This is a genomic window from Roseovarius faecimaris (genome assembly GCF_009762325.1).
Taxonomy (GTDB): Bacteria; Pseudomonadota; Alphaproteobacteria; order Rhodobacterales; family Rhodobacteraceae; genus Roseovarius; species Roseovarius faecimaris.
In genome coordinates this window covers 2,610,375-2,635,629 of sequence record NZ_CP034348.1, presented here as the reverse complement: position 1 = coordinate 2,635,629, position 25,255 = coordinate 2,610,375, and the positions used below count along the sequence as shown (strand labels likewise).

Annotated in this window: 30 protein-coding genes; 16 read left to right on the top strand and 14 right to left on the bottom strand. The window is 61.7% G+C overall.

Annotated features, from left to right (window positions below; genetic code table 11):
- Window positions 1-14: 14 nt before the first annotated feature.
- The 3 genes from EI983_RS13330 to EI983_RS13320 all read right to left on the bottom strand — a co-directional run bounded on the left by EI983_RS13330 (window position 15) and on the right by EI983_RS13320 (window position 1,590).
- On the bottom strand, window positions 15-704 hold the full coding sequence (locus tag EI983_RS13330; protein WP_157707864.1) for an EI24 domain-containing protein: 690 nt from the start codon (window positions 702-704) through the stop codon (window positions 15-17).
- Window positions 701-1,279, bottom strand: a complete 579-nt coding sequence (locus EI983_RS13325; protein WP_157707863.1) for a nitroreductase family protein — start codon at window positions 1,277-1,279, stop codon at window positions 701-703. Before EI983_RS13325 ends, EI983_RS13330 begins: the two co-directional genes overlap by 4 nt.
- 71 nt (window positions 1,280-1,350) lie before the next feature.
- Window positions 1,351-1,590 carry a hypothetical protein gene (locus EI983_RS13320; RefSeq protein ID WP_157707862.1) on the bottom strand — a complete coding sequence of 80 codons (240 nt, stop codon included), beginning with the start codon at window positions 1,588-1,590 and terminating at the stop codon, window positions 1,351-1,353.
- A 119-nt stretch (window positions 1,591-1,709) separates the two neighbouring features.
- Between EI983_RS13320 and EI983_RS13315 the strand changes: the two genes are divergently transcribed.
- From EI983_RS13315 to EI983_RS13300, 4 genes are all read left to right on the top strand, one after another.
- Complete coding sequence (locus tag EI983_RS13315; RefSeq protein WP_157707861.1) at window positions 1,710-2,408, top strand: M48 family metallopeptidase; 699 nt, start codon at window positions 1,710-1,712, stop codon at window positions 2,406-2,408.
- Complete coding sequence (locus EI983_RS13310) at window positions 2,409-2,765, top strand: YigZ family protein (RefSeq protein WP_157707860.1); 357 nt, start codon at window positions 2,409-2,411, stop codon at window positions 2,763-2,765.
- A gap of 83 nt (window positions 2,766-2,848) precedes the next feature.
- Complete coding sequence (locus EI983_RS13305) at window positions 2,849-3,112, top strand: DUF6455 family protein (RefSeq protein ID WP_157707859.1); 264 nt, start codon at window positions 2,849-2,851, stop codon at window positions 3,110-3,112.
- A 54-nt stretch (window positions 3,113-3,166) separates the two neighbouring features.
- Entirely contained in the window at window positions 3,167-3,445 is a 279-nt protein-coding gene (locus tag EI983_RS13300) for a DUF6455 family protein (protein WP_157707858.1), read from the top strand.
- A 9-nt stretch (window positions 3,446-3,454) separates the two neighbouring features.
- On the opposite strand, the gene trhA is transcribed toward EI983_RS13300, so the two are convergent.
- From trhA to EI983_RS13285, 3 genes are all read right to left on the bottom strand, one after another.
- On the bottom strand, window positions 3,455-4,096 hold the full coding sequence (gene trhA / locus EI983_RS13295) for a PAQR family membrane homeostasis protein TrhA (RefSeq protein ID WP_157707857.1): 642 nt from the start codon (window positions 4,094-4,096) through the stop codon (window positions 3,455-3,457).
- A 344-nt stretch (window positions 4,097-4,440) separates the two neighbouring features.
- The gene (gene rimO / locus EI983_RS13290; RefSeq protein WP_157707856.1) at window positions 4,441-5,811 is read right to left on the bottom strand and encodes a 30S ribosomal protein S12 methylthiotransferase RimO; all 1,371 of its coding nucleotides are present in this window, start codon (window positions 5,809-5,811) and stop codon (window positions 4,441-4,443) included.
- A 120-nt stretch (window positions 5,812-5,931) separates the two neighbouring features.
- Complete coding sequence (locus tag EI983_RS13285) at window positions 5,932-6,510, bottom strand: GcrA family cell cycle regulator (protein WP_157707855.1); 579 nt, start codon at window positions 6,508-6,510, stop codon at window positions 5,932-5,934.
- Between the two features lie 108 nt (window positions 6,511-6,618).
- Between EI983_RS13285 and EI983_RS13280 the strand changes: the two genes are divergently transcribed.
- Window positions 6,619-7,443: an ABC transporter permease gene (locus tag EI983_RS13280; protein WP_246162177.1), complete on the top strand. Its 825-nt coding sequence runs from the start codon at window positions 6,619-6,621 to the stop codon at window positions 7,441-7,443.
- 3 nt (window positions 7,444-7,446) lie between these two features.
- On the opposite strand, the gene EI983_RS19360 is transcribed toward EI983_RS13280, so the two are convergent.
- Window positions 7,447-7,872, bottom strand: coding sequence for a hypothetical protein (locus EI983_RS19360; protein ID WP_246162176.1), 426 nt, complete (start codon window positions 7,870-7,872; stop codon window positions 7,447-7,449).
- A 152-nt stretch (window positions 7,873-8,024) separates the two neighbouring features.
- Window positions 8,025-8,960: a LysR family transcriptional regulator gene (locus tag EI983_RS13270; RefSeq protein WP_157707854.1), complete on the bottom strand. Its 936-nt coding sequence runs from the start codon at window positions 8,958-8,960 to the stop codon at window positions 8,025-8,027.
- Between the two features lie 123 nt (window positions 8,961-9,083).
- On the opposite strand from EI983_RS13270, the gene EI983_RS13265 reads away from it, so the two are divergent.
- The 7 genes from EI983_RS13265 to lepA all read left to right on the top strand — a co-directional run bounded on the left by EI983_RS13265 (window position 9,084) and on the right by lepA (window position 16,699).
- A complete protein-coding gene (locus EI983_RS13265; protein WP_157707853.1) occupies window positions 9,084-9,554 on the top strand; it encodes a TRAP transporter small permease in 471 nt (156 codons plus the stop codon).
- Window positions 9,551-10,861, top strand: coding sequence for a TRAP transporter large permease (locus EI983_RS13260; protein WP_157707852.1), 1,311 nt, complete (start codon window positions 9,551-9,553; stop codon window positions 10,859-10,861). The genes EI983_RS13265 and EI983_RS13260 overlap by 4 nt, the downstream gene beginning before the upstream one ends.
- A gap of 40 nt (window positions 10,862-10,901) precedes the next feature.
- On the top strand, window positions 10,902-11,900 hold the full coding sequence (gene dctP, locus EI983_RS13255) for a TRAP transporter substrate-binding protein DctP (RefSeq protein ID WP_157707851.1): 999 nt from the start codon (window positions 10,902-10,904) through the stop codon (window positions 11,898-11,900).
- Window positions 11,901-11,966: 66 nt separating this feature from the next.
- Complete coding sequence (locus EI983_RS13250; RefSeq protein WP_157707850.1) at window positions 11,967-13,067, top strand: NAD(P)/FAD-dependent oxidoreductase; 1,101 nt, start codon at window positions 11,967-11,969, stop codon at window positions 13,065-13,067.
- The gene (locus EI983_RS13245) at window positions 13,042-13,341 is read left to right on the top strand and encodes a (2Fe-2S)-binding protein (protein ID WP_198389298.1); all 300 of its coding nucleotides are present in this window, start codon (window positions 13,042-13,044) and stop codon (window positions 13,339-13,341) included. Before EI983_RS13250 ends, EI983_RS13245 begins: the two co-directional genes overlap by 26 nt.
- Window positions 13,338-14,732 carry an FAD/NAD(P)-dependent oxidoreductase gene (locus EI983_RS13240; RefSeq protein ID WP_157707848.1) on the top strand — a complete coding sequence of 465 codons (1,395 nt, stop codon included), beginning with the start codon at window positions 13,338-13,340 and terminating at the stop codon, window positions 14,730-14,732. Before EI983_RS13245 ends, EI983_RS13240 begins: the two co-directional genes overlap by 4 nt.
- A 167-nt stretch (window positions 14,733-14,899) precedes the next feature.
- Complete coding sequence (lepA, locus tag EI983_RS13235; RefSeq protein WP_157707847.1) at window positions 14,900-16,699, top strand: translation elongation factor 4; 1,800 nt, start codon at window positions 14,900-14,902, stop codon at window positions 16,697-16,699.
- Window positions 16,700-16,772: 73 nt separating this feature from the next.
- Here the strand turns inward: lepA and EI983_RS13230 are convergent, their stop codons facing one another.
- On the bottom strand, window positions 16,773-17,264 hold the full coding sequence (locus EI983_RS13230; protein WP_157707846.1) for an REP-associated tyrosine transposase: 492 nt from the start codon (window positions 17,262-17,264) through the stop codon (window positions 16,773-16,775).
- A 141-nt stretch (window positions 17,265-17,405) separates the two neighbouring features.
- On the opposite strand from EI983_RS13230, the gene EI983_RS13225 reads away from it, so the two are divergent.
- Window positions 17,406-17,645: a hypothetical protein gene (locus tag EI983_RS13225; RefSeq protein ID WP_157707845.1), complete on the top strand. Its 240-nt coding sequence runs from the start codon at window positions 17,406-17,408 to the stop codon at window positions 17,643-17,645.
- A 339-nt stretch (window positions 17,646-17,984) separates the two neighbouring features.
- Here EI983_RS13225 and EI983_RS13215 read toward each other — a convergent pair whose 3' ends face one another.
- The 3 genes from EI983_RS13215 to EI983_RS13205 form a co-directional block, all read right to left on the bottom strand.
- The gene (locus EI983_RS13215) at window positions 17,985-18,566 is read right to left on the bottom strand and encodes a Swt1 family HEPN domain-containing protein (RefSeq protein WP_198389297.1); all 582 of its coding nucleotides are present in this window, start codon (window positions 18,564-18,566) and stop codon (window positions 17,985-17,987) included.
- The gene (locus EI983_RS13210) at window positions 18,559-19,203 is read right to left on the bottom strand and encodes a DUF5343 domain-containing protein (RefSeq protein WP_157707844.1); all 645 of its coding nucleotides are present in this window, start codon (window positions 19,201-19,203) and stop codon (window positions 18,559-18,561) included. The genes EI983_RS13215 and EI983_RS13210 overlap by 8 nt, the downstream gene beginning before the upstream one ends.
- 40 nt (window positions 19,204-19,243) lie before the next feature.
- Window positions 19,244-20,370, bottom strand: a protein-coding gene (locus tag EI983_RS13205; RefSeq protein ID WP_157705192.1) for an IS3 family transposase whose coding sequence is annotated in 2 segments (ribosomal slippage) — window positions 19,244-20,106 and window positions 20,106-20,370 — 1,128 coding nt in all. Because the reading frame shifts where the segments join, the coding sequence is not laid out codon by codon here.
- 1,039 nt (window positions 20,371-21,409) lie between these two features.
- Here EI983_RS13205 and EI983_RS13200 point away from each other — a divergent pair.
- A complete protein-coding gene (locus EI983_RS13200; RefSeq protein ID WP_157707843.1) occupies window positions 21,410-21,592 on the top strand; it encodes a CTP synthetase in 183 nt (60 codons plus the stop codon).
- A 64-nt stretch (window positions 21,593-21,656) separates the two neighbouring features.
- On the opposite strand, the gene EI983_RS13195 is transcribed toward EI983_RS13200, so the two are convergent.
- Window positions 21,657-22,415 carry an alpha/beta fold hydrolase gene (locus tag EI983_RS13195; RefSeq protein WP_157707842.1) on the bottom strand — a complete coding sequence of 253 codons (759 nt, stop codon included), beginning with the start codon at window positions 22,413-22,415 and terminating at the stop codon, window positions 21,657-21,659.
- Between the two features lie 89 nt (window positions 22,416-22,504).
- On the opposite strand from EI983_RS13195, the gene EI983_RS13190 reads away from it, so the two are divergent.
- Window positions 22,505-22,882: a hypothetical protein gene (locus EI983_RS13190; RefSeq protein WP_157707841.1), complete on the top strand. Its 378-nt coding sequence runs from the start codon at window positions 22,505-22,507 to the stop codon at window positions 22,880-22,882.
- Window positions 22,883-22,948: 66 nt separating this feature from the next.
- Here the strand turns inward: EI983_RS13190 and glyA are convergent, their stop codons facing one another.
- Window positions 22,949-24,232 carry a serine hydroxymethyltransferase gene (gene glyA, locus EI983_RS13185; protein WP_157707840.1) on the bottom strand — a complete coding sequence of 428 codons (1,284 nt, stop codon included), beginning with the start codon at window positions 24,230-24,232 and terminating at the stop codon, window positions 22,949-22,951.
- A gap of 175 nt (window positions 24,233-24,407) precedes the next feature.
- Between glyA and EI983_RS13180 the strand changes: the two genes are divergently transcribed.
- Window positions 24,408-25,169: an NAD kinase gene (locus EI983_RS13180; RefSeq protein ID WP_157707839.1), complete on the top strand. Its 762-nt coding sequence runs from the start codon at window positions 24,408-24,410 to the stop codon at window positions 25,167-25,169.
- Window positions 25,170-25,255 lie beyond the last annotated feature (86 nt).

Genomic DNA, 25,255 nt, shown 5'->3' with positions numbered 1-25,255 from the left:
ATGAGCTGCCCCCTTCACTCCCGCGCCTGCACCCGGTGAAAAAGATGGGTAAATGTCGCCGCCCCCAGCACCGGGATCACCAGATTGATCAGCGGCAGGCTCAGCGGCATCGCCATCAGCACCCCCGCCAGCCAGATCGTCCAGCGGTGTTTCTTGCGCATTTCCTTGGCCTTTACCCGGCCGATCCGGCGCATCGCGGCAAGCTGGAAATACTCCATCCCCAACAGATACCCGTTCAGCGCCCAGAAGATGACCGGCGCCATGAAGGCCAGCGGGATATAGACAAGAAGCGCCAGCAGGTTGGCCCCGACGATCACGCCCAGAAAGTTCACCGAATCGCGAAACCCGTCATAGAAGGACACATGCGCCGCAGGCGGCAGATCCGGGTAATGCCTGTCTTCGACCGCCTGCGCCACCTCGTCCAGAAACAGCGACGTGATCGCCGAGGCCACCGGCACCATCAGAAAGACCGACAAAAGCAGCATCACCCCGACGCTTGACCATTGCAGGATATCGTCCAGCCAAGTCACCGGGCCAATCAGTGGCAGGCCGGTCTCGTCCGGCAAGCCCTCCAGCAGCCAGAACAATCCCGCCGTCGCCGCCACCAGCAACACAATGGTCAGCACCACGCCCAGAAACAGAACCCGGCGGAAACGCCGGTCACCCATCTGACCAAGCGCCTTGAAAAAGCTCGTGAATATCATTCACTCATCCAGGAAATCACCGCTGCCGGGTCCGGGCGTGGCCGCTCGGGCGGGGCGCTTGTTTCGCTGCCGATATGAATGAATCCGGCGATCCTCTCGCCCTCGCCAAGCCCCAGCGCGGCCTCGGCCCAGACCCGGTCATGGCTGGCCCAGCCGCTCAGCCAGTTCGCCCCCCAGCCACTGGCCAGCGCCGCATTCAGCAGCGCAAGGCACACCGCGCCCGCCGAATAGCTCTGCTCGATCGCCGGGATCTTCTCGGAGGTCTTCTGCACCTCGATCACCGCCACCGCCAGATGGGCATCGGCAAACTGGCTGCGCGCCTTGGCGATCTCCTCCGGGGCGCGGCCCAGCTCGGGCCCGCGCGCCTCGACCAGCCCCGCCAGGCGCATGAGTGCGGCGCGTTCCAGCACGATCAGCCGCCAGGGCTCCAGCTTGCCATGATCCGGGCTGCGCAGCCCGGCCTGCAAAATCGGCTCCAGCTCCGCGCGGGTCGGCACCGGCAGGCCCAGCGTTTTGGCCGGGCGCGAGCGGCGGGTCAGCAGAAAGTCGAGCGCGGCTTGGTTTCGGTCTGGCATGAGGCCCCCTTCATCGTCACATCGTTCCCGCACATGTCAGGGCAGGGGGCCGATCCGTCAAGGGCCAAAGCTCATTCGCCCTGCATCGCGCGCTGATACACGCCCTCGGGCAAATCCAGCGCCGCGCCCAGATCCGTCAGTTGCGCGATCGACAGGGTGATCTTGTGCATCTGATCGGTGCGCGGGTCATATTGCTCGATCGTCACGCACTCTTCGAATGCGTTGATAATCACATCCTCGTTCAGCGGCGCCTCGCCCTCGTCCACAAGGGTGATCACCGTTGAGTCGAATTCGTGTTCAATGGAAAACATGGACGCAGATTACCCGCTTGGCAGGTCTTTGCAAGCACACGCTCAGGTGATCATCCGGGGGCTGGCGGCGCGCCAAATCCCTGCTAAACTTGTCTTTCCTCTCAAGGTGGAGACGAGCAGTGCGTATCTTGGTTATCATCTCAGCTCTTGTGCTCTCGGGCTGTGTCGCGACAGTGCAGAACCCGCAGGATCAACCCGCCTTCGATCCGGCGGTCGCGGCCACGCCCGCGCGCGCCGAATTGCAGCAATTCGCTCAGGTGGTGCGCACGGTCGAACCCGTGGCCGAGCAGGAATGCCGCGCCCGCGCGCCCCGGCTCAACTGCGATTTCAAGATCGTGCTCGATGACCGCCCGGGCCAGCCGCCCAACGCCTTCCAGACCCTCGATGCCAATGGCCGCCCGATCCTGGCCTTCAACCTTGCTCTGATTGCCAGCGTGCGCAACGCCGATGAACTGGCCTTTGTCATGGGCCATGAGGCCAGTCACCATATCGCGGGCCACCTCGCGCGGCAGCGAGACGTCGCCGAAGCAGGGGCTTTGATCTTTGGCGGGCTCACCGCGCTCACAGGGGCCAGCAATGCCGCGGTCGAGACGGCAACCAATATCGGTGCCGGAGTGGGCGCGCGTGTCTATTCCAAGGAATTCGAGCTGGAGGCCGATGCGCTCGGCACCGTGATCACCAAACGCGCAGGCTATGACCCCGTGCGCGGTGCGGAGTTTTTCACCCAGATTCCAGATCCGGGCGATCAGTTTCTCGGCACGCATCCGCCCAATGCACAGCGCGTGGAGATCGTCCGCCAGGTCGACGCCCAGCTCTGAATGCTGCAACTCACCGGCGTCATTTCCGACCGCGGCTCGAAATATGCCGTCTCCGGCGGGCCAGTCACCGGCCGTGACGGGGTGGATGCCTTCCTGAGCGCGCTCAAGCGCGACAAGAAATTCGCCAAGGCGACCCATAACACCTGGGCGATTCTGGGCAGCGACGGCACCCCGCTCAAGGGCGACGACGGCGAGGCGGGGGCCGGTCTGGTGATCCTTCGGATGCTCGAACGCGAGGATTTGCGCGACCATATAATTGTCGTAACCCGTTGGTATGGCGGCAAACATCTGGGTGGTGACCGCTTCCGGCATGTGCAGGATTGCGTCACCGCCTACCTGCGTGCATTGCGCGGTTGATCCACATCAAAGCACGCAATCGGCCCTTCCCCTAGTGTCAGGGCATCACACGCTCTGCGCGAGATACCTTAGGGAGGTGTCGGATGACCAACGTAACTTTCAAGAAACATGCGGATCTCGTGGATCGGATGGCCAACACGCTAGGCGTCGATCTGGAAGAGGTCATGATGGAAGGCCGGATGACCATGGACCAGCTGGGCGATGCCGTGCTGTCCTGCACCGGCTGCTCCTGCCCCGGTGACTGCGAGACATGGCTCGCCGCGCGGCAGGGATCGGCGGATGAGGCTCCGGACTATTGCCGCAATGCCGATATGCTCGTCCGTTTGAGAGAGGGCAAAACAGCCTGATCGCGTGCGCGCGCCTTCAGGCCCCGATTGGCCCCTGGGGCCAGGAGAAAGAGAATGAGCGCTGAAATAAGATTTCTGGGCGATCCCGCCCGGCACTTCTGGCTGACCCGTTCGGTGGCGCGCGCAATGGGGGTCAGCCTCTATGACGCGATGGCCGCGGGCGAGCTTTCGGCCCCCGATTACGCCAGGCTTGTCACCACCTGCCGCACATGCCCCAATGTCGGTGCCTGTGAGTCCTGGCTTGCCAAATGCCGTCCCGCGCATTGCGATGCGCCACAGCATTGCCTGAATGCCGAGGTGCTGGAACGCCTGCGCCACCGCAAATCCGCCTGAAACGCGGGATCAGCGGGCCTGCGCCAGCGCGGTCGTGATGCCCAGAAAGAACGACGCCGAGGCCGCCAGCACAAAAACATGCCAGATCGCGTTGGCATAAGGCAGCTTCTCCCAGCAGTAAAACAGGATGCCCACCGTATAGAGCAGCCCGCCCAGCCCCATCAGCACCAGGCTCAGCAGCGACACAACCCCCGCCAGCGGCACAAAAAGCAGCACCCCCGCCGCCCCAAGCAGGAAGTACGGCAGCCACGCCGTGCCCATTTCCCCGCGCCGCGCCATCAGCTTGGCCGACGCCCCGATGAGCGCCAGAAGCCAGACAAGTGCCAGAAGGACATAGGCAAAGCCCGAGCCCAGCATCACCGTCAGCGGCGTGAAGGTGCCCGCGATTTTCACATAGATCGCCGCGTGATCGATCCGCCGCAGGATGGGCCGCGCGCTGGTATGCGCCAGGATGTGATAGGCGCCCGAGGCGCTCAGCATCAGCACCAGCGCCCCGGCATAGACAGCCACGGCGGTGTAGGTTCCGCCTGCAAGCTTCTGATCCAGAATGGCAAACAACACCCAGACCCCGGTCAGGGCCGCGCCTATACCAAACACATGGACCACCCCGTCGGCGATCCTTTCGGCTTTGCTGTATTGCGGATACGACATCGGCTCATGCCTCCTGAAGGCAGGGTCACATAACTTTGCGCCATCAGAATGCCGATCATGGGTCAAGATTATGTTGTCTCCCCGCACGGTCTTTGCCCGCAATTCGGGATGAATTTTATCCATCCGTCATGCGCAGTTTCAAGCTTGCCAAGCTTCCTTTGGCAAGTCACTGGTAACGTTGGGGAAACTCTGTTTCCGCTCGCGGGATTGTGAGGCCGGGCGGAGTGTGGATAACCTGTGTATATCCTGTGGGCAATCTGAATTATGCGCCGCAATTATCTGTTATTAATAACAAATCAAGTCGATTCTCTCTGGCTTCGCTCCGTGCCGAATGATGCGGGCGTTCAGACCAGACGCCCCCAGAGATCATATTCCCCGGCCTCGTCCACCTCGACGCTCACCATATCGCCGACCGACAGCGCCTCGGTGCCTTCGTCGATGAACAAACAGCCGTCGATCTCGGGCGCATCGGCCTTGGTGCGGCAGGTGGCGATACCGTCTTCGTCGATATCATCGACAATCACCTGCTGAATCGATCCAACCTTGGCCGCCAGTTTCTCCACAGAAATCGCCTGCGCTTTTTCCATAAAGCGATTCCAGCGGTCGTTCTTCACACCTTCATCCACATGGTCGGGCAGGGCGTTGGACCGCGCGCCTTCCACGTTCTCGTATTTGAAACATCCCACCCGATCGAGCTGCGCTTCCTCCAGCCAGTCGAGCAAGGTCTGGAATTCGGCCTCGGTTTCGCCCGGATAGCCCACGATAAAGGTCGAGCGCAGAGCGATCTCCGGGCAGTCCCGCCGCCAGGCCGCGATCTCGTCCAGCGTCTTCGCCGCCGCCGCAGGCCGCGCCATCCGGCGCAGCACATCCGGATGTGCGTGCTGGAACGGAATATCGAGATAGGGCAGCACAAGCCCCTCCGCCATAAGCGGAATCAGCTGCCGCACATGGGGGTAAGGATAAACATAATGCAGCCGCAGCCAGGCCCCCAGCCGCCCCAGATCCCGCGCCAGATCGGTGATATGCGCCCGGTGCCCGTTCGCCTCGGCATGCTTGATATCCACCCCATAAGCAGAGGTGTCCTGGCTGATCACCAGCAATTCCCGAACCCCGTTCTCCACCAGCTTTTCGGCTTCGCGGATCACCGCATGGGCCGGCCGGCTGGCAAGACGCCCCCGCATATCAGGGATAATGCAGAACTTGCACTTGTGGTTACAACCCTCTGATATCTTGAGATAAGAATAGTGCCTCGGGGTCAGCTTCACACCGCTCGCGGGCAACAGGTCGACAAACGGATCGGGGCTGGGCGGCACCGCCTGATGCACGGCGTCCAACACCTGTTCATACTGATGCGGGCCGGTCACGGCCAGCACCTTTGGATGCACCCCGGTGATATACTCAGGCTCCGCCCCCAGACAGCCGGTGACAATGACGCGCCCGTTCTCCGCCAGCGCCTCGCCAATGGCCTCCAGGCTCTCTGCCTTGGCGCTGTCGAGAAACCCGCAGGTGTTCACGATCACCGCATCGGCGCCGGTATAATCTCCGCTGATCCCGTACCCTTCGGCGCGCAGCCGGGTCAGGATCCGCTCGCTGTCCACCAATGCCTTGGGACAGCCCAGTGACACCATGCCAATGCTCGGCTGGCCCTTGCGCGGGCTGTCGCTCACGCGTGCGCGTGCCAGGTCAGGTCTCAGATCGGGTGGGTTGGTGCTCATCGGCGCGGCTATACCTCAGCCACCCCGACACGCAAAGCAAAAAAGCAGAGGCTCCCCCCTGCTTTCATTGTTCCTGAAATACTCCCGCCGGAGGCGCGAAGAAAATTCGCAGAATTTTCTTTACCGTTTCCGGTCGCGGCGCGAGGACATCGGCTGAAACGCCACGCCCACATGCGCCTCGCAATAGGGTTTGCCCGACTGCACCGGCAGACCGCAGAACCAGAAGTTTTCCGTCGCCGGATCGCCCACCGGCCATTTGCAGGTCCGCTCGGTCAGCTCCATCAGGGTCAGCTTCTTCGCCTTTTTCTCGATCTCGCTCACCTTCGCCAGCGCCTCGGGATCGATCTCGTTCGCCGAAGGCTGCGGCGGCAGGCGCTGACCCGCGGGGATGATCGCCGCGCGCGCGCGGGTCTGGGGCTGCGGGGCCGGGGCCTCCTCTGCCTTGGTCTCCGGGGCCGCTTTCGGGGCCGCCTTGGCTTTCGCCTTGGGCTTCGCGCTGGGTTTTGCATCCGCCTTGGACTTGGCGCCCGCATCGCTGCTCTTGGCCCCGCCGCTGCGGTTCGACAGGCCCAGACGGTGCACCTTGCCGATAACGGCATTGCGCGTCACGCCGCCCAGCTCTTTCGCGATCTGGCTGGCCGACTGACCCTCGCCCCACATTTTCTTCAGCAGCTCTACGCGCTCGTCGCTCCAGGACATGTGCGGCCTTCCTTTATCTCAAAAGGCGGCTCATATGCCGCCCTTTCCGTTTCTTGGTCAGGCACCTATTCTAACCTTTCGCGCCCGAGTTACAAGGCATCGAATCACATGACCGACCGACCAGACCACATGCCCTCCCGCTCCGATATGGGCACCCGCCGCTTCGGCCGGGTGAACTGGCTCGGGCTCTACACGCTCGCCTCGCGCGAGGTGCAGCGCTTTCTCGCGGTCTGGACCCAGACGCTCCTGGCGCCGCTGGTCACTGCCGGGCTCTTCATGGTGATCTTCTCCATTGCCATCGGGCCGCGTCGCGGGGACGTCATGGGCGTGCCCTTCACCCATTTCATCGCCCCCGGCATCCTGATGATGACCGTGATCCAGAACGCCTTTGCCAACACCTCGTCGTCGATTGTCATTTCCAAGGTGCAGGGCAATATCGTCGACACGCTCATGCCGCCGCTCTCGGCGGGCGAGATGGTGCTGGGCTATATGGCCGGGGCCGTGGGGCGCGGGGTGCTGGTGGCGCTGGCGGTGGCGTCGGGGCTTGCGGTCTTCCTCGGCCTCTTGCCTGTGTACCCGCTCTGGGCGCTCATCTTTGCCACGCTGGGCGCGGCCTTTCTGGGCGGGCTCGGCATCATTGCGGGCATTTTTGCCAACAAATTCGACCAGATGGCCGCGATCACCAATTTCATCGTGACACCGCTCGCCTTCCTGTCGGGCACGTTCTACTCGGTACAGGCGCTGCCGCCCGGGCTTTACGAGGCCACGCATCTCAACCCGATCTTCTATCTCATCGACGGGTTCCGCTATGGCATGATCGGCGTCTCGGACAGCTCGCCCTGGCTGGGTCTTGCGGTGGCGCTTCTGTCGACGCTGGCCGTGGGTCTGGTCGCGCTCGGCATGTTCCGGCGCGGCTACCGGCTCAAGGCCTGACGCTTACCCGCAGATCCGCTGCGCTGTCTCGCCGTAATTCTTGTAAGCCTGCCAGAATGCCTCGTGCGATGCCTTGTCCGACTGGCGGATCACCTGCGCGCGGTGCGGATCGGCGTAAAAGCTGACGGCGACGCGCTGCTGCGCGCCCGACAATGTCTGGTCCGCCACCGCCTGAATGCACCCGCACAGCTCGCGCGAGCGCGCCTTGCGGTCGGACGCGATACAGGCCTTCTGCAACGGGCCCGAGGCAAAGGGCCGCTGCACCGGGGCGGCGGGCACATTCTGCACACCCGTCGTGATCGGGTTCGACGGGGTCGACGCCACCGGGGGCGGGCTGGACTGACCCAGCCGCGCGTCCTTGCGGGCCTTGTGTACGCCGCCACAGCCCGCAAGCGCCGTGATAACCAAAAGAAGGATGACCTGTTTCATCTCTGCGCCTCTGTCTCCGGTCGGGCCTGTCGGGGCGTTTCGCCCTCATCGTGCCTGCTCGCCCGAACCGTAGGTGTCTTTTGCCCGATCCGGCGCGGTTTTTCAATTCACAAGATCGGGTCGCGCGGGCAGGGGCGGGCCGTTCTGCGGGGTCAGGGCGGGCCGAGCAGGGTGTTGATCTCTCGCTCGACCCCCGCGACCGCGGCTTTCAACTCTGCGATAAAGGCCTGACCCGCCATGGATTGCGTCGTATAGCCGGGCGTGAGGATTGACACGCTGCTGGAAATGCGCGGCCGGAACCGCCGGATCGCAAGTGCCGCGCCCTCCGGGGCCTGCAGGATGTGGCTATAGGCGGTGATCATGTCACAGACCATCACGCAGGTGCCGGCCGCCACGAATTGCAGGCCGGGCAGAAAGGTGCGCAGCTCCAGCCGCTTGTTGAACCGGCAACCCGCGGCGCGAAACGCCTCTTCGGTCTGGATCGCGGTCAGGTGTTCCTCGAACAGAACGGCCATCGGCCGCCCGTCCAGATCCTGTGGCGTGACCACACTGGCGCTGGCCAGAGGATCGCCCCAGGGCAGCACACAGACGCATTCAAGGTCATAATCCGACTGGCGGATCGACGGGCGCGGGGCCGGGGTCTCGGAAAAGCCGAGGTCATATTGCTGCGAGGCGATCAGGTCTTCGATCACCCCTGACGACCGCATGATGAACGACACCGCCAATTCCTCGCGCCCGGTCAGGAAACGGGTCAGAAGGCGCGGCAGGAACACGCTTGAGGCCGCCGGGTGGCACGCGATCTTGAGCGTGCCCGACTGCAACGCGCTGATCCGTTCCAGCGTGCGCTCAGTGCGTTCGACCCGGCCCAGGATATCCTCGCATTCTTCCAGGAAAAACCGTGCCTCGGGCGTGGGGGTCAGCTTGCCGTGGCTGCGCTCGAACAGGGCAAAGCCAAGCTGGTTTTCCAGCGTCTGCACCATGGTGGACACGGCCGGCTGCGTGCGCCCCACCGCGCGGGCCGCCTGACTGATCGAGCCCGAGCGCATCACTTCGCGAAACGTGGCAAGCTGGCGCAGGGTCAGGTGCATCGCAGAGCCTTTCCATAAACTCAATTTATGAAGTTAGAGATATTATCAAATTGATTTAATGTCCAACCTCCAGTGAGATGGTGGGCGAGCCTGTTCAGACCAATCTGGGAGGCCGGGGGACATATGGACACATTCGCCAAGTATCTGCTGACCGCGCTGATCTGCGCCGTGGCTCTGGGCCAGTTCGTTCAGGTCATCACCCGCTATGTGCTTCAGGTTCCGGTCATGGGGCTGGAAGAGACGATGCTCTATCCCACGCTCTGGCTCTATATCCTCGGCTCGGTCAACGCCTCGCGCGAAAACACGCATATCCGCGCGAACGTGCTGGAAATCTTCATTAAAACCGATCGCGGCCACACCATCCTTGCCATCATCGGCGAGGTGATCAGCCTGATCGTCGGCCTCTGGCTTCTGAGCTGGGCCTGGGATTACACGCAATATGCCTGGCGCGTCTGGCGCGAAAGCCCGACGCTCTACATCCCGACCTTCTATTCCGACATCGCCCTTCTGACTGGCCTTGCGCTGATGATGATCTACACCGCCTGGCACCTGATGCGCCACATCCGCACCCTGCGCAACGGAGCGCCGCAATGATCGAGATTGCCCTTGTCGCCATCGCCCTTCTGGTGATCACGCTCACGCTTGGCGTGCCGCTGCCCTACTGCTTTGGCTCGGCGCTGATGGTGATGTATTTCATGGGCGACGTGACCATGAAAGGCATGATGCTCTGGGGCTTCCAGCAGCTTGGCAACCCGGTGATCCTCGCGATCCCTCTGTTTGTGCTGGCGGGCACGATCATGTCCGAAAGCGGGATAGCCGCCTCGCTCTTGCGCTTCGTCAACGCCTTTATCGGCCATGTGCGCGGCGGCCTGGGCGTGGTGGCCGCCGTGTCCTGCGCCGTGATCGGGGCCATCTCCGGCTCGGGGCTGACCGGCATCGCCGCCATCGGCCCGCTCCTGATCCCGGAAATGGAGGCGCGCGGCTATCCGCGGGAATACGCCACCGCCCTCATTGCCAACTCGTCCATCCTGGGCCTGCTGATCCCGCCCTCGGTCACCATGATCGTCTATGGCTGGGTCACCGACACCTCGATCCTGGCCTGTTTCCTGGCCACGCTCGGCCCGGGCCTGCTGATCATGGTGGCCTTTTCGGTGATCAACCTCGTCATGGCGCGCAAGTTCAACCTCAAGCTCGATGACAAGCCCAGCTTTTCCGAGCTGTCCGGCGAAGTGGCGCGGCGCGGCTTTCATGCTTTCCCCGCGCTTCTGATGCCGGTGATCATCCTGGGCGGCATCTATGGCGGCATCATGACCCCGACCGAGGCCGCCGCCGTCGCTGTGATCTATGCCGTGCCGGTGGGTTTCCTGATCTACAAGGGCCTGAAATGGGATAATTTCCTGTCGGCCGGCAAGGAAGCCGCCACCGCTGTCGGCGCCATCATGATGATGATCCTCTTTTCCATGATCCTCAGCCAGATGTTCGTCTATGAAAGCATCCCGCAGCAAATCGTGCAGGGCATCTTCTCGATCACCGAGAACAAGGTCGTGCTGCTGATCATGATCAACATCATGCTGTTCCTTGTCGGCATGGTCGTCAACGATGTGACCGCCATCATCCTGATTGCTCCGCTGCTTCTGCCCCTGATGCAGGCCATCGGCGTCAGCCCTGTGCAGTTCGCCGCCATCATGGGGGTCAACACGGCCATGGGCGGGGTCACGCCGCCCTATGCCTCGATCCTCTATCTCGGGGCGCGCATCGGCAAGGTGAAGGTCACCAAGGTGATCCCGCCCGCGATGAAGCTTATCCTCTTCGGCTATGTGCCGGTGGTGTTTCTCACCTCGCTCTGGCCGGACCTGTCGCTCTTCCTGCCGCGTTTCTTCGGATATGACGTGGCCCCCTGAAACCCCTGAACCAACCAACACCAAACCGGAGGAGATCCAAATGAAACATGCCTTCCTGACCACTGCCGCCGCCGCCCTCATGGCGCTGAGCAGCTACGCCTCTGCGGCCGACCTCAAGATGAGCCACGTGCGCCCGCAGGACGCCACCATCGATGTCGAGCTGCGCGCCTTCTCGGCCTCTGTGGCCGAAGCCACCGGCGGCTCTGTCAATGTCAACATCTTCCCGGCCTCGGCGCTGGGCGACTACACCACCGTGCAGGAACGCATCAGCGTGGGCGCCATCGACATGGCGACGCAACCCGCCGCCACCGCCGCTGACCGCCGCATGCAGATCAGCTCTTTCCCCTATCTTGCCGGCAACTGGGATCAGGCCCGCGCGGTCTATGGCCCCGGCGGCGTCGTGCGCGAGACCATGGCCGAGCTTTACGCCGAGCAGGACATCACCATGCTCGCCGCCTATCCGGTCTATTTCGGCGGCATCTCGCTGAATGTCGAGAACCCCAATGCGGGCTCGGTCGAACCCAACGGCATCAAGGTCCGCGTGCCCGGCATCAAGAGCTTCCAGCTCACCGGCGAAGCCCTGGGCTACATCCCGGCACCCATCCCCTTCTCCGAAGCCTTCACCGCCGTGCAGACCGGTGTGGTTGACGGCGTGATCGGCTCGGGCGCGGAAGGCTACTATGCCTCCTTCCGTGACGTGACCAAAACCTACATCCCCGCCAACACGCATTTTGAAGTGTGGTACATGATCATCTCCAACGGCAGCCTCGCCGAGCTCTCGGACGAAGATCAGGCCACCCTCAAGGAACAGGCCGCCGCGTTCGAGGCGACCCGCTGGGAAGTGGCCGAAAGCGACCAGGCCAAGAACGAGCAACGCCTCGTCGATGAACTGGGGGCCACCGTGGCCACGCTGAGCGATGACGAACTGGCCACAATGGCCGCGACAGTGCGCGAAAAAGTCTGGCCCGCGGTGCTGGAAGATGTCGGCGCCGAATGGGGTCAGGCGATCCTCGATAAGGTTGCCGCAGCCGGGAACTGATCTCTCCCTTCTCAGGGCGGCGATACACGTCGCCCTGACACAGCCTTTCACCAGCGGATGAGCGCGATGGACACCGATTATGCCATTATCGGAGGCGGCGTTGTTGGCCTCTCGGTCGCCTGGGGCCTGCTCCGGCGCGGGCGGACGGTCACCGTGCTGGACGGCGATGACGGGTCGTTCCGCGCCAGCCGGGGCAATTTCGGCCTCGTCTGGGTGCAATCCAAGGGCATGAACCAGCCGCGCTATGCCGAATGGTCACAGCAATCCGCCTCGATCTGGGCTGACTTCGCGGGTGAGCTGGGCGATGGCACCGGCCAGGCGATCCCCCTGGAACAGAATGGCGGTTATGACCTGCATTTCTCCGAAGAAACGCTGGAAGAGACCGTCGCCAAATACGAAAAACTCAAAGACGCGCTGGGCGGCAATTACCCCTATGAGGTGCTTGGCCACAACGCCCTGCGCAAGGAAGAGCCCCATATCGGGCCGAAGGTGGTGGGCGCGATCCTGCATCACCAGGACGGTCACGCCAACCCTTTGAAACTGCTCATGTCCCTGGCTGCCAATGTGCGCCGCCTGGGCGGGCGGGTGCTCACCTCCAAGACCGTGACCGATGTGGCCAAGCCCGATGCCTTCGTGACCACCTGCGCCGATGGCACGCGCGTGACCTCTGGCAAACTGGTGCTTTCCGCCGGGCTGGGCGCGGCGCAGTTGGGCCCCAAGCTGGGCTTCAAGGCGCCGATCCGGCCCCAGCGCGGTCAGGTGCTGATCACCGAGAAACTGCCGAAACTGATCAATCGACCCTCGCTCATCGCGCGGCAGGTGGATGAAGGCGGCATTCAGATCGGAGCCACCAACGAAGAGGTGGGCCATGACGACCGCGTGACCCAGCCCGGCCTGAGCAAACTCGCCGCCGAGGCCATTGCCGCCTATCCGGCGCTGGCAAAGGCGCAGCTTGTGCGCAGCTGGGGCGCTTTGCGGGTGCTGTCGCCCGACGGCCTGCCGATCTATCAGCAAAGCGCCGAGATGCCCGGCGCCTATCTCGTGACCTGTCACAGCGGCATTACCCTGGCCGCCGCCCATGCCCGGCTTTTGCCCGACTGGCTCGAAGGGACCGCGGCCGCGCCCGATCTGGAGGTGTTCAGTGAATCCCGCTTCGCCCTTTCTTGAGACCGAAGACGCCCCGCGCGTGGATGTGTCCTTTGACGGCGCATCGCTGAGCCTGCCTGACGGGGCCAACCTCGCCGCCGCCCTGCTTGCGGTAGGGGTCGAGGTGTTCCGCCACACCCCCGTCTCCGGCGCCCCGCGCGCGCCCTTCTGCATGATGGGGGCGTGCTTCGACTGCCTCGTCGAGGTCGATGGCGTGACCCGGCAAGCCTGCATGATGGAAGTCTCCGAGGGGCTCGTTCTGACCCGCCCGCAGGCAGGGGAGGCATGGGAATGACGCAGCGTGATCTTGCCATCATCGGGGCCGGCCCCGCGGGCATGGCCGCCGCCGCCCAGGCGGCCGCGTTTGGCCTCTCCGTCACCCTGCTCGATGAACAGCCCCGCCCCGGCGGGCAGATCTATCGCGATGTGGACCGCGCGGCGGGCCTGCGCGGCGAGGTTCTGGGCGCGGACTATGCCCACGGCACAACCCTGACCTCGGCGCTCCGCCAGAGCGGTGTGGAGCATATCTCCGGCGCCGTGGTCTGGGCCATCGAAGACGGCTTTCGCCTCTCCTACACGCGGGCGGGCCGCGCCGCCCAGCTTACCGCCGGGCGCATCCTTCTGGCCACCGGCGCGCTGGAACGGCCCATGCCGCTGCCGGGCTGGACCCTGCCGGGCGTGATGACCGCCGGCGCGGGGCAGATCCTGCTCAAGCAATCGGGCGTGCTTGCCCGCCGCGCTGTCCTTGTTGGCTCCGGCCCTCTCCTCTATCTGATCGCCGCCCAGATGGTGCGCGCCGGCACGCCGCCCGCCGCCATGGTCGAAACCCAGAGCCTGTCTGACATGACCCGCGCCGCGCGCCATCTCACCGGCGCCCTGCGCGGCTGGCGCTACATGATCAAGGGCCTGAAAATGCTGGCAGAAATCCGTCGCGCCGGGGTGCCGCGCTATACTGGCGCGACCGGCATTGCCATCGAGGGCGCGGACCGGGCCGAGGCCGTCCGTTTCACCAGCCGGGGGCGCGCGCAACGCCTCGCCTGCGACACGGTCTTTCTGCATCACGGCGTTGTGCCCAACACCCAGGCCGCCCGCTCGCTCGACGTGGCGCATATCTGGAATTCCGCGCAAGCCTGCTTTGTGCCACAGCTTGATGCATGGGGCGAAAGCTCGGTTCAGGATGTATACATTGCCGGTGACGGGGGCGGGATCGGCGGCGCGAAGGCGGCGGAAGTTGCCGGGCGCCTCGCCGCCCTCCAGATCGCGCAGCAAAGTGGCCAGCTCCCGGCCTCCAACCGGGACGCACAGGCCGCCCCCCTGCGCCGCGCGCTCGCCCACGAACTGGCCGCGCGCCCCTTCCTCGATGCGGCCTATCCGCCCTGCGCCGAGGCTCTCGCCCCCGCCGACAGCACCGTGATCTGCCGCTGCGAGGAAGTCACCGCCGGGGATATCCGCGGCTATGCCAAACTCGGCTGCACCGGCCCCAACCAGACCAAAGCCTTCGGCCGTGCCGGCATGGGCCCCTGCCAAGGCCGCTATTGCGGCCTCACGGTCACAGCCCTCCTCTCCGCCGCCCATGGCCAACCCCCCGACACCACCGGCCACTACCGCATCCGCCCGCCCCTGAAGCCCGTGACCCTGGGCGAGCTGGCGGCAATGGAGGATGCGGGGCAGGACGCGGCGGAGTAATCCGACCGTCCCCGCACCGCACTCCCGGTGCCCGTTGCTCTTGCTCCAGCGTGAGAAGGGCAATAAAGACTGCCGTGCGCCTCTCCGGGTGGCCCGTTGCGTGGATTCGCATTCACTCCAACAAAGACCCCATTGACCCCCCTTCAAAACCCCTACATATCAAGCCCATGACACCGCTTTCGCATATCCGCAATTTCTCCATCGTGGCGCATATCGACCATGGGAAATCCACCCTGGCCGACCGGCTGATTCAGCAGACCAACACCGTCGCTGAACGCGACATGAAAGAGCAGATGCTCGATTCTATGGATATCGAGCGCGAGCGGGGCATCACCATCAAGGCCAACACCGTGCGGATCGACTATACCGCGCAGAACGGTGAGCAATATGTGCTCAACCTGATCGACACGCCCGGCCATGTGGATTTCGCCTATGAGGTCTCCCGCTCCATGCGCGCGGTCGAGGGCTCGCTTCTGGTGGTGGACTCAACGCAGGGCGTCGAGGCGCAGACGCTGGCCAATGTCTATCAGGCGATTGATGCCGATCACGAGCTGATCCCCGTGCTCAACAAGATCGACCTGCCTGCGTCGGATATCGACCGCGTGGCCGAGCAGATCGAGGATGTCATCGGCATCGACGCCTCGGGCGCCATTCCTGTCTCCGCCAAGACAGGCCAGGGCATCACCGAAACGCTGGAGGCCATCGTGCACCACCTGCCGCCGCCCAAGGGCGATGCGGACGCGCCCCTGAAGGCCATGCTGGTGGATAGCTGGTATGACCCTTACCTCGGCGTCGTCGTGCTGGTGCGGATCATGGACGGGGTGCTCAAGAAGGGCGACCAGATCAAGATGATGCAGACCGGCGCGCGCTATGGCGTGGACCGGATCGGCGTCTTCCGCCCGGCGATGCAGCCCATCGACGCGCTCGGCCCCGGCGAGATCGGCTTTATCACCGCCTCGATCAAACAGGTGCGCGACACCAAGGTGGGCGATACGATCACCCATGAAAAAAAGGGTGCAGACAAGCCGCTGCCGGGCTTCAAACCCTCGCAGCCGGTGGTGTTCTGCGGCCTCTTCCCGGTGGATTCGGCCGAGTTCGAGGATATGCGCGACGCCATTGAAAAGCTCGCGCTGAACGACGCCTCTTTCAGCTATGAGATGGAAACCTCCGCCGCGCTGGGGTTCGGCTTCCGCTGCGGTTTCCTCGGGCTTTTGCACCTTGAGGTGATCCGCGACCGGATCGAACGGGAATATGATATCGAGCTGATCACCACCGCGCCCTCGGTGATCTACCACGTCTACATGAAGGACGGCACGCAGTTCGACCTGCACAACCCCGCCGACATGCCCGACCCCTCCCATATCGACCATATCGAAGAGCCTCGCATCAAGGCCACGATCCTGGTGCCGGATGAATATCTGGGCGACGTGCTCAAGCTCTGCCAGGACCGCCGCGGTATCCAGATGGACCTCACCTATGCCGGCTCGCGTGCCATGGTGGTCTATGACCTGCCCTTGAACGAGGTGGTGTTCGACTTCTACGACCGGCTGAAATCCGTGACCAAGGGCTATGCCTCCTTCGATTATCAGCTTGAGGGCTACCGCGAGGACAGCCTCGTCAAGATGTCCGTGCTGGTCAATGAAGAGCCGGTCGATGCCCTGTCGATGATGGTCCACCGGGACCGCGCCGAGATGCGCGGCCGCGCCATGTGCGAAAAGCTCAAGGACCTGATCCCGCGCCACATGTTCAAGATCCCGATCCAGGCGGCCATTGGCGGCAAGGTGATCGCGCGCGAGACGCTATCCGCTTTGCGCAAGGACGTGACGGCGAAATGCTATGGCGGCGACGCCACGCGGAAGAAGAAGCTGCTGGAAAAGCAGAAGGCGGGGAAAAAGAAGATGCGCCAGTTCGGGAAGGTCGATATCCCTCAGGAGGCGTTTATTTCGGCTTTGAAGATGGATGACTGATCCAACTCCGTAGGGTGCGTGCTTGCACGCACCAAACCAGCCCCTCAGCCACAGGTGCGTGAAATCACGCACCCTACATCGCCAAACCCATATCTGCTCGGAAACGGGCATCGCGGTGAAGGCTGGAATATGGCCAGTCCTCAGGGCGCTCCACAAGCCCATGCTTCACCGGGTTCATCCAGCAATAGCGCAAATGCACAAGATAATCGTTCCGGTCACGGATATGGTGCTCCCAAAAGCGTCTCTGCCAGATGCCCCGCTCCTGTCGCAACTCATGGCTCGCCCGCAGCGGCCCCTTCGGCAATCCGCGGGAAAACCGGGATTTGATCAATCTCCACCGTGTCGAGAAATCCGCATCCCCCGCAGGCAGCGTCCAAATGCAATGCAAATGATCCGGCAGGAGAACCCAGGCCCCGATCTCGAACGGCCGCTCCGCCTTCGTCACCCGCACCGCCTCGCGCAGGCGCGTCACCTCATCGGTGAGCAGAGACGAGCCCCGCCGCGCCAGCGCCACGGTGAAAAACACCTGCGCCCCGGTGATCCTTGGTCTGCGATACTCCGACATACCGCATCATGCCCGTCCCAGGGTTAACAGCCTGTGAACGCCTGCTCAGACAACGCCCGCTCACGTCCATAGCGCCCTCAAACAACTGGACGTTGCACTCCGCCGTGCTACCTTACTTGTCTCAATAGGAGGATCGAACACATGAAACACATTCTTCTCACCGCCGCCTTCGCCCTCGCCGCCGCCCCCGCGCTGGCCGGATCCTGCCCCGCCGACATGGCCGCCATCGATGCCGCCATGGAAAGCGCCAGCCTGTCCGAAGGCGATATGACCAAGGTCAAGGCCCTGCGCGCCGAGGGTGAAGAGCTGCATGACGGCGGCGATCACGCCGCGTCCATGGCCAAGCTCGCCGAAGCCAAGTCGATGCTCGGTATCGACTAAGCACCAAAACCAGGGGGCGAGACCACAGTTTCACCCCTTTGCAGATAGGCGATTTGTTTACTCACACGATTTGCGGCCTCACCGAGTTTCTTGGGAGGTGACGCGGGTTAGCGGCGACGCATCAGGGAAGAAGAAGCTGCTGGAGAAGCAGAAGGCGGGAAAAAGAAGATGCGGCAGTTCGGGAAGGTGGACATCCCTCAAGAGGCGTTTATCAGCGCCTTAAAAATGGATGAGTAGCATCCATTTTTAAGGTGAGTGGGCGGAAGGTATTGGCGCAGCCAATCACGTGCCCACCCCGTTTGTGTATTGTTGGACCGGTGCTGAAGGTGGGTGGTTGATCTAGGTGGCAACCTGAGTATTCCAGTCTCTAAATAGTGAACCAAGACGAGCGATGTCTCTCTTTGATAGAGTTCCGCTGTGCATGATGACATTTCGAGACTTTTCTACGGTGTCAAATATGCTGGCTGCCCAATCGATGTCGTGAATAAAGTCCTCAAAATAATCGCCGTTCTGTCGGATGATGTTCAGAAGATTGGGAAGCATGGTGTACTGAATTGGGTCTGACCCACGTTGCGTGTGCCATTTCACTTTTTCTTCTTCTTTTCGCCTAGAGTCTGCTGCGTCTCGGATTTTTTTTGAAACGCAATCCTCCCACCACGCGGCACCGACATTTTCCAATAATGTCGAAGTTATCAATTCCCGTACGGAGTTTTCGAAAGCTGCAATCGCTGTGTAGACGACAGACATATTCTTCGCATTTGAAACCAAAACATCATCTAGCGCTGCCAAACCTATCAGTTGCTCAAGCTCAGCCAAATCGGCCTCAAAAGCTGAGCTTTTCACACGACCAGCGCGGTCTAGTGCTTCTTCGGTAAGAAATGCTCGAAACAAACCCGAGTAAAGATCATTCGAACTACTCAATGATGTGTTCCTTTAAGCTTTTGAAAAGCGCATCATAAATCGCAGGATCACGTGTGGCAGGTAAAATGATTTGAATGTTGTAGTGCAGCCCACCCAAAGAGCTTTTTGTTTGTCTTTTGGGGTTGGACGGCGATTTTTCCACTTCGCTAGCAGTGGAATCCTCTGTTTCGTCCTCAGTAACGCTTGCAGGAGAACCGGCGACTAGAACAGGATCAGAGAAATCGGCCAACTTAACTAGCGAGCTGAAAGTTAGAGAAAACTTCTTCAAAACAGACTCGCTCATGCTTCCTTGAGATAGCGTTTTGGCTTTGTTTATTACTTCCGCAGAAGATAGGTTTTGGGCGTCTGTGCGTATTTTAAACAGGTCTTCGTAAGCTTCTCTTATTCCCTCGGCCAAGACCTTTTCAGACTGTGTCTGGTCAAGATAACGATAGTATCTATCAGTGGGCTTGCCGTCTTGGTCTAGAAAACCGAGCGCTTTCAAAACGCCAATAATTAAACGATCGCTGCTCGACGAAAAGCCCAAACTAACCAGGAATCTCGTTGTGAATTTGTCAGGAGCTTGTGCGGTTTGCATCGCTTCCAGAATAGGCTTTAGGTTTTTAGCGCTTGTCAAATAAGCAGTAGGTAATGCCATTTAGATTGGCGTGCCCCCTTCGGGTGGTCCGGTTTAATTGTTAGTGCATCGTGGGCCTCTGGTCCATTGGAACGATGCTTTTGGGCGCGGGTGGGCGGTAACCCAATGCGCTGTGGGGTCTGACCGTGTTGTAGTGGACGCGCCATTGCTCGATCAGGATTTGAGCCTCGCGTAAGGTATAGAAGATTTCGCCGTTGAGTAGCTCGTCGCGGAAACGGGCGTTGAAGCTTTCGCAATATCCATTCTCCCAAGGCGACCCTGGTTCGATGTAGGCCGTTTTTGCTCCGACGGCGGCGATCCAGTCTCGCACCTTCTGAGCGATAAATTCTGGTCCGTTGTCGGATCTTATCCACTCCGGCGGGCCACGCAGGATGAACAGGTCGGTCAGTGCATCCAGCACATCGGTTGAGTTGAGTTTGCGATCGACGCGGATCATCAGCGCCTCCCTGGTGTATTCGTCGATGATGTTGAGCGTTCGATAGACGCGCCCATCAGCGGTTCGATCCTGCACGAAGTCATAGGACCAAACGTGGTTCGGTCGTTCGGGCCTGAGACGCACGCATGATCCGTCGTTCAGCCAAAGCCGCCCTTTCTTCTTCTGTTTCTGTGGAACCTTCAGCCCTTCACGCCGCCATATCCGTTCAACCCGCTTATGATTCACACACCACCCAGCGTTGTTCAGCAAACCAGTGACCATGCGATACCCATAGCGCCCGTACTGGTCGGCCAGCTCAATGATGTCGTCGGTCAATCGCGCTTCATCAGCACGGCCTTGGGGGACCTTGCGCTGCGTCGATCGATGCTGCCCAAGTGCGCGGCAGGCGCGGCGTTCAGACACGCCAAGCTCCTGCCGCACATGGTCGACGCATTTCCGGCGACGCGAAGGGCTCAGAAGTTTCCCTTTGCGGCTTCCGTCAGGATGAGCTTATCCAAGGTCAAATCGGACACCGCTCGACGCAGCCTTTGGTTCTCTTTCTCCAGCTCTTTCAGACGGGCAAGCTGAGACCGCTGCATCCCGCCATAGAGCTTTCGCCATCGATAGAACGTCTGTTGCGTCACGCCGATTTGGCGCACTGCCTCGACAATCGTCGCGCCTTGCCCCTGCAGAACTTCAACCTGTCGAAGCTTCGAAACAATCTCTTCGGGCTTCTCTCGTTTTCCAGCCATCGCTGATCCTCCAATTTGCGGGATAATCTATCCCAGTTGGTGGACCACTTTCAGGGGGCTACTCCAATTGGTTGCGAGATTGCTAGAGCTTTGCATGCTCCGCGTGGCATTACAACGTTTCGCAAGTGCAATTGGTGTTTGCTAGTATTAACAATTTGGAAGTTTGATCCGTTTCAAGTTTATCCCCCCACAAACCCTTGTCACTCCTCACCTTTCCCCACTTATCCACAAGAAAACCTCAACTTTATCAACACTTTAATCCCCAAGAAATTCACCCCACCCCGCATTTTTCCCTTGCCCGACTCACCCCCTCGCGCAATCCTCAACCTACCTGCTGACGATCCTGGATCAGACGCAGGGCGCGCTGGCCGGGGGGCCGGGGCGGGGAACCGGGGCCAGCTCGCTGGTTAACGACCTCTGCAAACCACTCCCCTGGGGATGTGTCGGTATCCGCGCTCTTCGGAGCAACGAAAATGTCATGTCCTGATGTGCTTGTGCGGTTGGTGGCGATCTTCGGATCACGCTAACGCGTCCTGATCCCTTTCGGGGGTGAGGGGCAGGTCCAAGGGCTTCGGCCCGACGGCCACGCTAATCCCTTTCGGGGGTGCGGTTTGATACGCGGGACCCTTCGGGGAAACGTGTTTCAGGAAGGCGTCAGAAGAATGCAAAGACCGCGTCTGCGCACCTTTTGACGCCTTTTCTGTGTGAATTGCCCGGAGGGGCACCTCACGGGTAAACCTCGGACCGGAACCGGGGGTTTTAATGTCTGCCATCCCGCATCCACCAAAAAACAAGGCCCGCCACCCAAGAGCGCCGGACCTTGCCGTCAGAAAAATACATACCGCGTCTATGCACCTGTGCGGCCAGTCCTAGCGGGCGCAGAGGGGCAGATCAACCATATCTCGCTGGGTTTGGGTGATATTCCACCACAGGTGGGCAGATAGGTCACATATTGTAGGTGCCGCGAAACTGACCTGTATCAAGGCGCGCCAGTCTGTGCCGCTCTACCGTCAGCCGCATCACAAGACGGAGGCCGTGGATGGTTCGGCTCAGCCTGATCCTGCATCTTTTCATCGGCTCGACCCTGGGGGGTATGGGCATCGTCGCGGCGCTGGTGCTGGGCTACGGGACGCTTTTCCCGATCCTCGCCGGGGGGCTTGCGGGGTTTCTGGCCGCCTTTCCGGTCAGCTATGTCATTGCGAAAAAGCTTTACGAAAGCTGACGCCGCCGCGCGCCACTGCCGATTGTACAAAACAGGGGGTCATTTTGTACGTTTTGTACAAAATTCAGCGGTTCAGCCAAGCCCGGACCGCCGCCTCGAATTCGCGCGGTTTTTCGGCATGAAGCCAGTGGCCCGCGCCGGGGATTTTCAGGAAACCCGCCTTTGGAAACAAAGACTTGATTCGGTCCCGGTGCTCTCGCTTGACGTAATCCGAGTTTGCGCCTGACAAAAACAGCGTCGGCTTGTCAAATTCTCCGTCGATCTCGGGGAAAGACAGGATTCGCGGCATTTCCCCGGCCAGCGTGTCGAGGTTCAGGCGCCATTTTTTCTCTTTCACATCAAGGGATTGGGTGAAAAAGCTGACCAGCGTAGGATCGTCCACCAGCGGTCTGAGCTGATCTTCGGCGTCTGAGCGTTTGTTAACCTTGCTCAAATCCACCGCCCGCATCGCCTCGATATACTGTATCTGGGTGTGGGTATAGGCCACGGGCGCAATATCTGCCACGATCAGCCGGTTCACCAGCGCGGGCTGACGTAGCGCCAGCACCATCGCCGCCTTGCCGCCCATCGAGTGCCCCAAAACATCAAAGGGGCCGTCCAATGCCTCCAGAACCTCGGCCAAATCATCCGCAAGGTCCTGATATGTATGAGTGTTTTCCCAGGGGCTAAGGCCGTGGTTGCGCATATCCACCGCCACCACCTGCCGTTCATCCGACAGACGCTTTGCGATCACCCCCCAGTTCCGCCCCGAGCCATACAGCCCGTGAACGATCAAAAGCCCAGGTTTATCAGTGGGTTGTCCATGTGTGATTTGGTTCAGCATACCCCTTTGTAACGCTCCGTGGGGCATGGGGCCAGCGCTATTGAGCGGACCTGCGCCTTGCGCTATCCTGCCCCCGGAGGATGCCCCAAGTGATTGATGCAAAAGAGTTAAACCAACGCAGCGAGACGGTGCGCGGCCTTCTGCGCGAGAAACTTGGCGTTGGGGGCAAGACGCTGGCGAAGCAACTCAAACGCGCCGGCCGCAGGCTCCCCGCGCGGCAACAAAGCCAGGGCAGGGTGATCCTTGATGCGCAGGAGCGGATCGTGCATCCGAAGCTGGCAAATACGATCGACATGGCAGAGCTCAAAGCGGCTTTTGCCGGGCTCATGGAGCACTTGAGCGCGGTGGATCCAAAGGACCGGCGCAAGGGCAAGCTGCTGGGCTGGCTGGGCTATCAGGTGTTCAATCTGATGGTCATCGGGGCGCTGGTGGTCGTGGTTCTTTTTTGGCGCGGGTTTATAGGCTAACGCATTGCCATAAAAAGAAAACTCCGCGCAGCGTGGTGCTGCGCGGAGCCTTGTTTCATCCTGAACTCAGAGGTTCGGATAGAGCGGGAAGCGGGCGCAGAGCTCGGCCACTTCGGCCTTCACCTTTTCCTCGACCTCGCCGTTATTTTCGGGGCCATTGGCCGCCAGGCCGTCCACAACCTCGACGATCCAGTCGGCGATCTGGCGGAACTCGGCCTCGCCAAACCCGCGCGTTGTGCCTGCCGGCGATCCCAGGCGGATGCCCGAGGTCACGGTCGGTTTTTCAGGGTCAAAGGGCACGCCGTTCTTGTTGCAGGTGATATGCGCGCGGCCCAGGGCCTTTTCGGTGTCGTTGCCCTTCACGCCTTTGGGACGCAGGTCAACGAGCAGCACATGGGTGTCGGTGCCGTGGGTCACTGTATCCAGGCCGCCCTTGATCAGCTGATCCGAGAGCGCCTGAGCATTGGCGATAACCTGTTGAATATACGACTTGAATTCAGGGCGCAGAGCTTCTCCGAAGGCCACGGCCTTGGCCGCGATCACATGCATCAAGGGGCCGCCCTGGATGCCGGGGAAGATGGCCGAGTTGAACTTCTTGGCCAGATCCTCGTCATTGGTCAGGATCATGCCGCCACGCGGACCGCGCAGGGTTTTGTGCGTGGTGGTTGTGGCCACATGGGCATGCGGGAAGGGCGAGGGGTGTTCGCCCGCCGCAACCAGACCGGCGAAGTGGGCCATGTCCACATGCAGATAGGCGCCAACCATGTCAGCAATCTCGCGCATCCGGGCAAAGTCGATCTGACGCGGGATGGCCGAGCCGCCGGCGATGATCAGCTTGGGGTTATGTTCTTTGGCGAGCGCCTCGACCTGGTCGTAATCCAGCAGGTTGTCCTGCTTGCGCACGCCGTACTGGATGGCGTTGAACCATTTGCCCGACTGGTTGGGGGCCGCGCCGTGGGTGAGGTGCCCGCCGGCATCGAGGCTCATGCCCAGGATCGTGTCACCGGGTTGCAGCAGCGCCTGCATCACACCCTGGTTGGCCTGGCTGCCCGAGTTGGGCTGCACATTGGCAAAGCCACAGTTGAAAAGCTTGCAGGCGCGTTCGATCGCGAGGTTTTCGGCGATGTCGACAAACTGACACCCGCCATAGTAGCGCCGTCCCGGATAGCCTTCGGCGTATTTGTTCGTCATCACCGAGCCTTGTGCTTCCATCACGGCGGACGAGACGATGTTTTCCGACGCGATCAGTTCGATCTCGTCGCGCTGGCGGCCCAGCTCTTTGGTGATCGCATCGGCGAGATCGGGGTCGCGCGAGGCGAGCGCTTCGGTGAAGAAACCGGAATCAGACATGGGGACAGTGCTCCAGAAAGGGTGTGTTTCGGGGATTTCCTATAGGAAACACCCTGCTCAGGAAAGCCCGGAAACCGACAATTTCTCAGGGTGAAGCGTCAGCACTGGCCTTGGGCGGCAACTTATGCTTCGATCAGAGCGGCATGCCGCCGATAAGAAACAGGACCGCCTCGACATGACCCGAAAGATTGCCTTTGTCGCCAGCGAGGCGCCGATTGCCCAGACCGCGCGCGGGGCGCTGGCTACGCGGTTCGGTCATGTGGAGGAGGAAGAGGCCGACGTGATCGTGGCGCTGGGGGGCGACGGGTTCATGTTGCAGACGCTGCACCGCACGCAGGGCATGGCCGCGCCTGTGTATGGCATGAACCGCGGCACTGTCGGCTTTCTGATGAACGAATACAGCGAGAGTGATCTTCTGGAGCGCCTGGAGGCAGCCGAGGAAGAGGTGATTAATCCGCTGTCGATGAAGGCGCAATGCCGCGATGGCCATGTGCATGAGGCGCTGGCGATCAACGAGGTGTCGTTGCTGCGCGAGGGGCCGCAGGCGGCCAAGCTCAGGATCACCGTGGATGGGCGGCTCAGGCTGGAAGAGCTGGTCTGTGACGGTGCGCTGGTGGCCACGCCTGCAGGCTCCACCGCCTATAACTACAGCGCGCACGGGCCGATCCTGCCTATCGGGTCGGATGTGCTGGCGATCACGGCGGTTGCGGCGTTCCGGCCCCGGCGCTGGCGCGGGGCGCTGATCCCCAAGACGGCGCAGGTCCGGTTTGATGTGGTCGATCCCGATAAACGCCCTGTCATGGCCGAGGGTGACGGGCAGGCCGTGCGTGATGTGGAATGGGTCGAGATCCGGTCCGAGCCGAGCATCGCCCACCGGCTTTTGTTCGATCCCGGTCATGGGCTGGAAGAACGGCTTTTGCGCGAACAGTTCGTTTAGACCTTGCGTGTTATCCGATAACATCCGGCTGTTATTGCGTGGCTTCCGGGCCCTGGCGCATTCTTTGAGTCATAGCTGTAACAGGC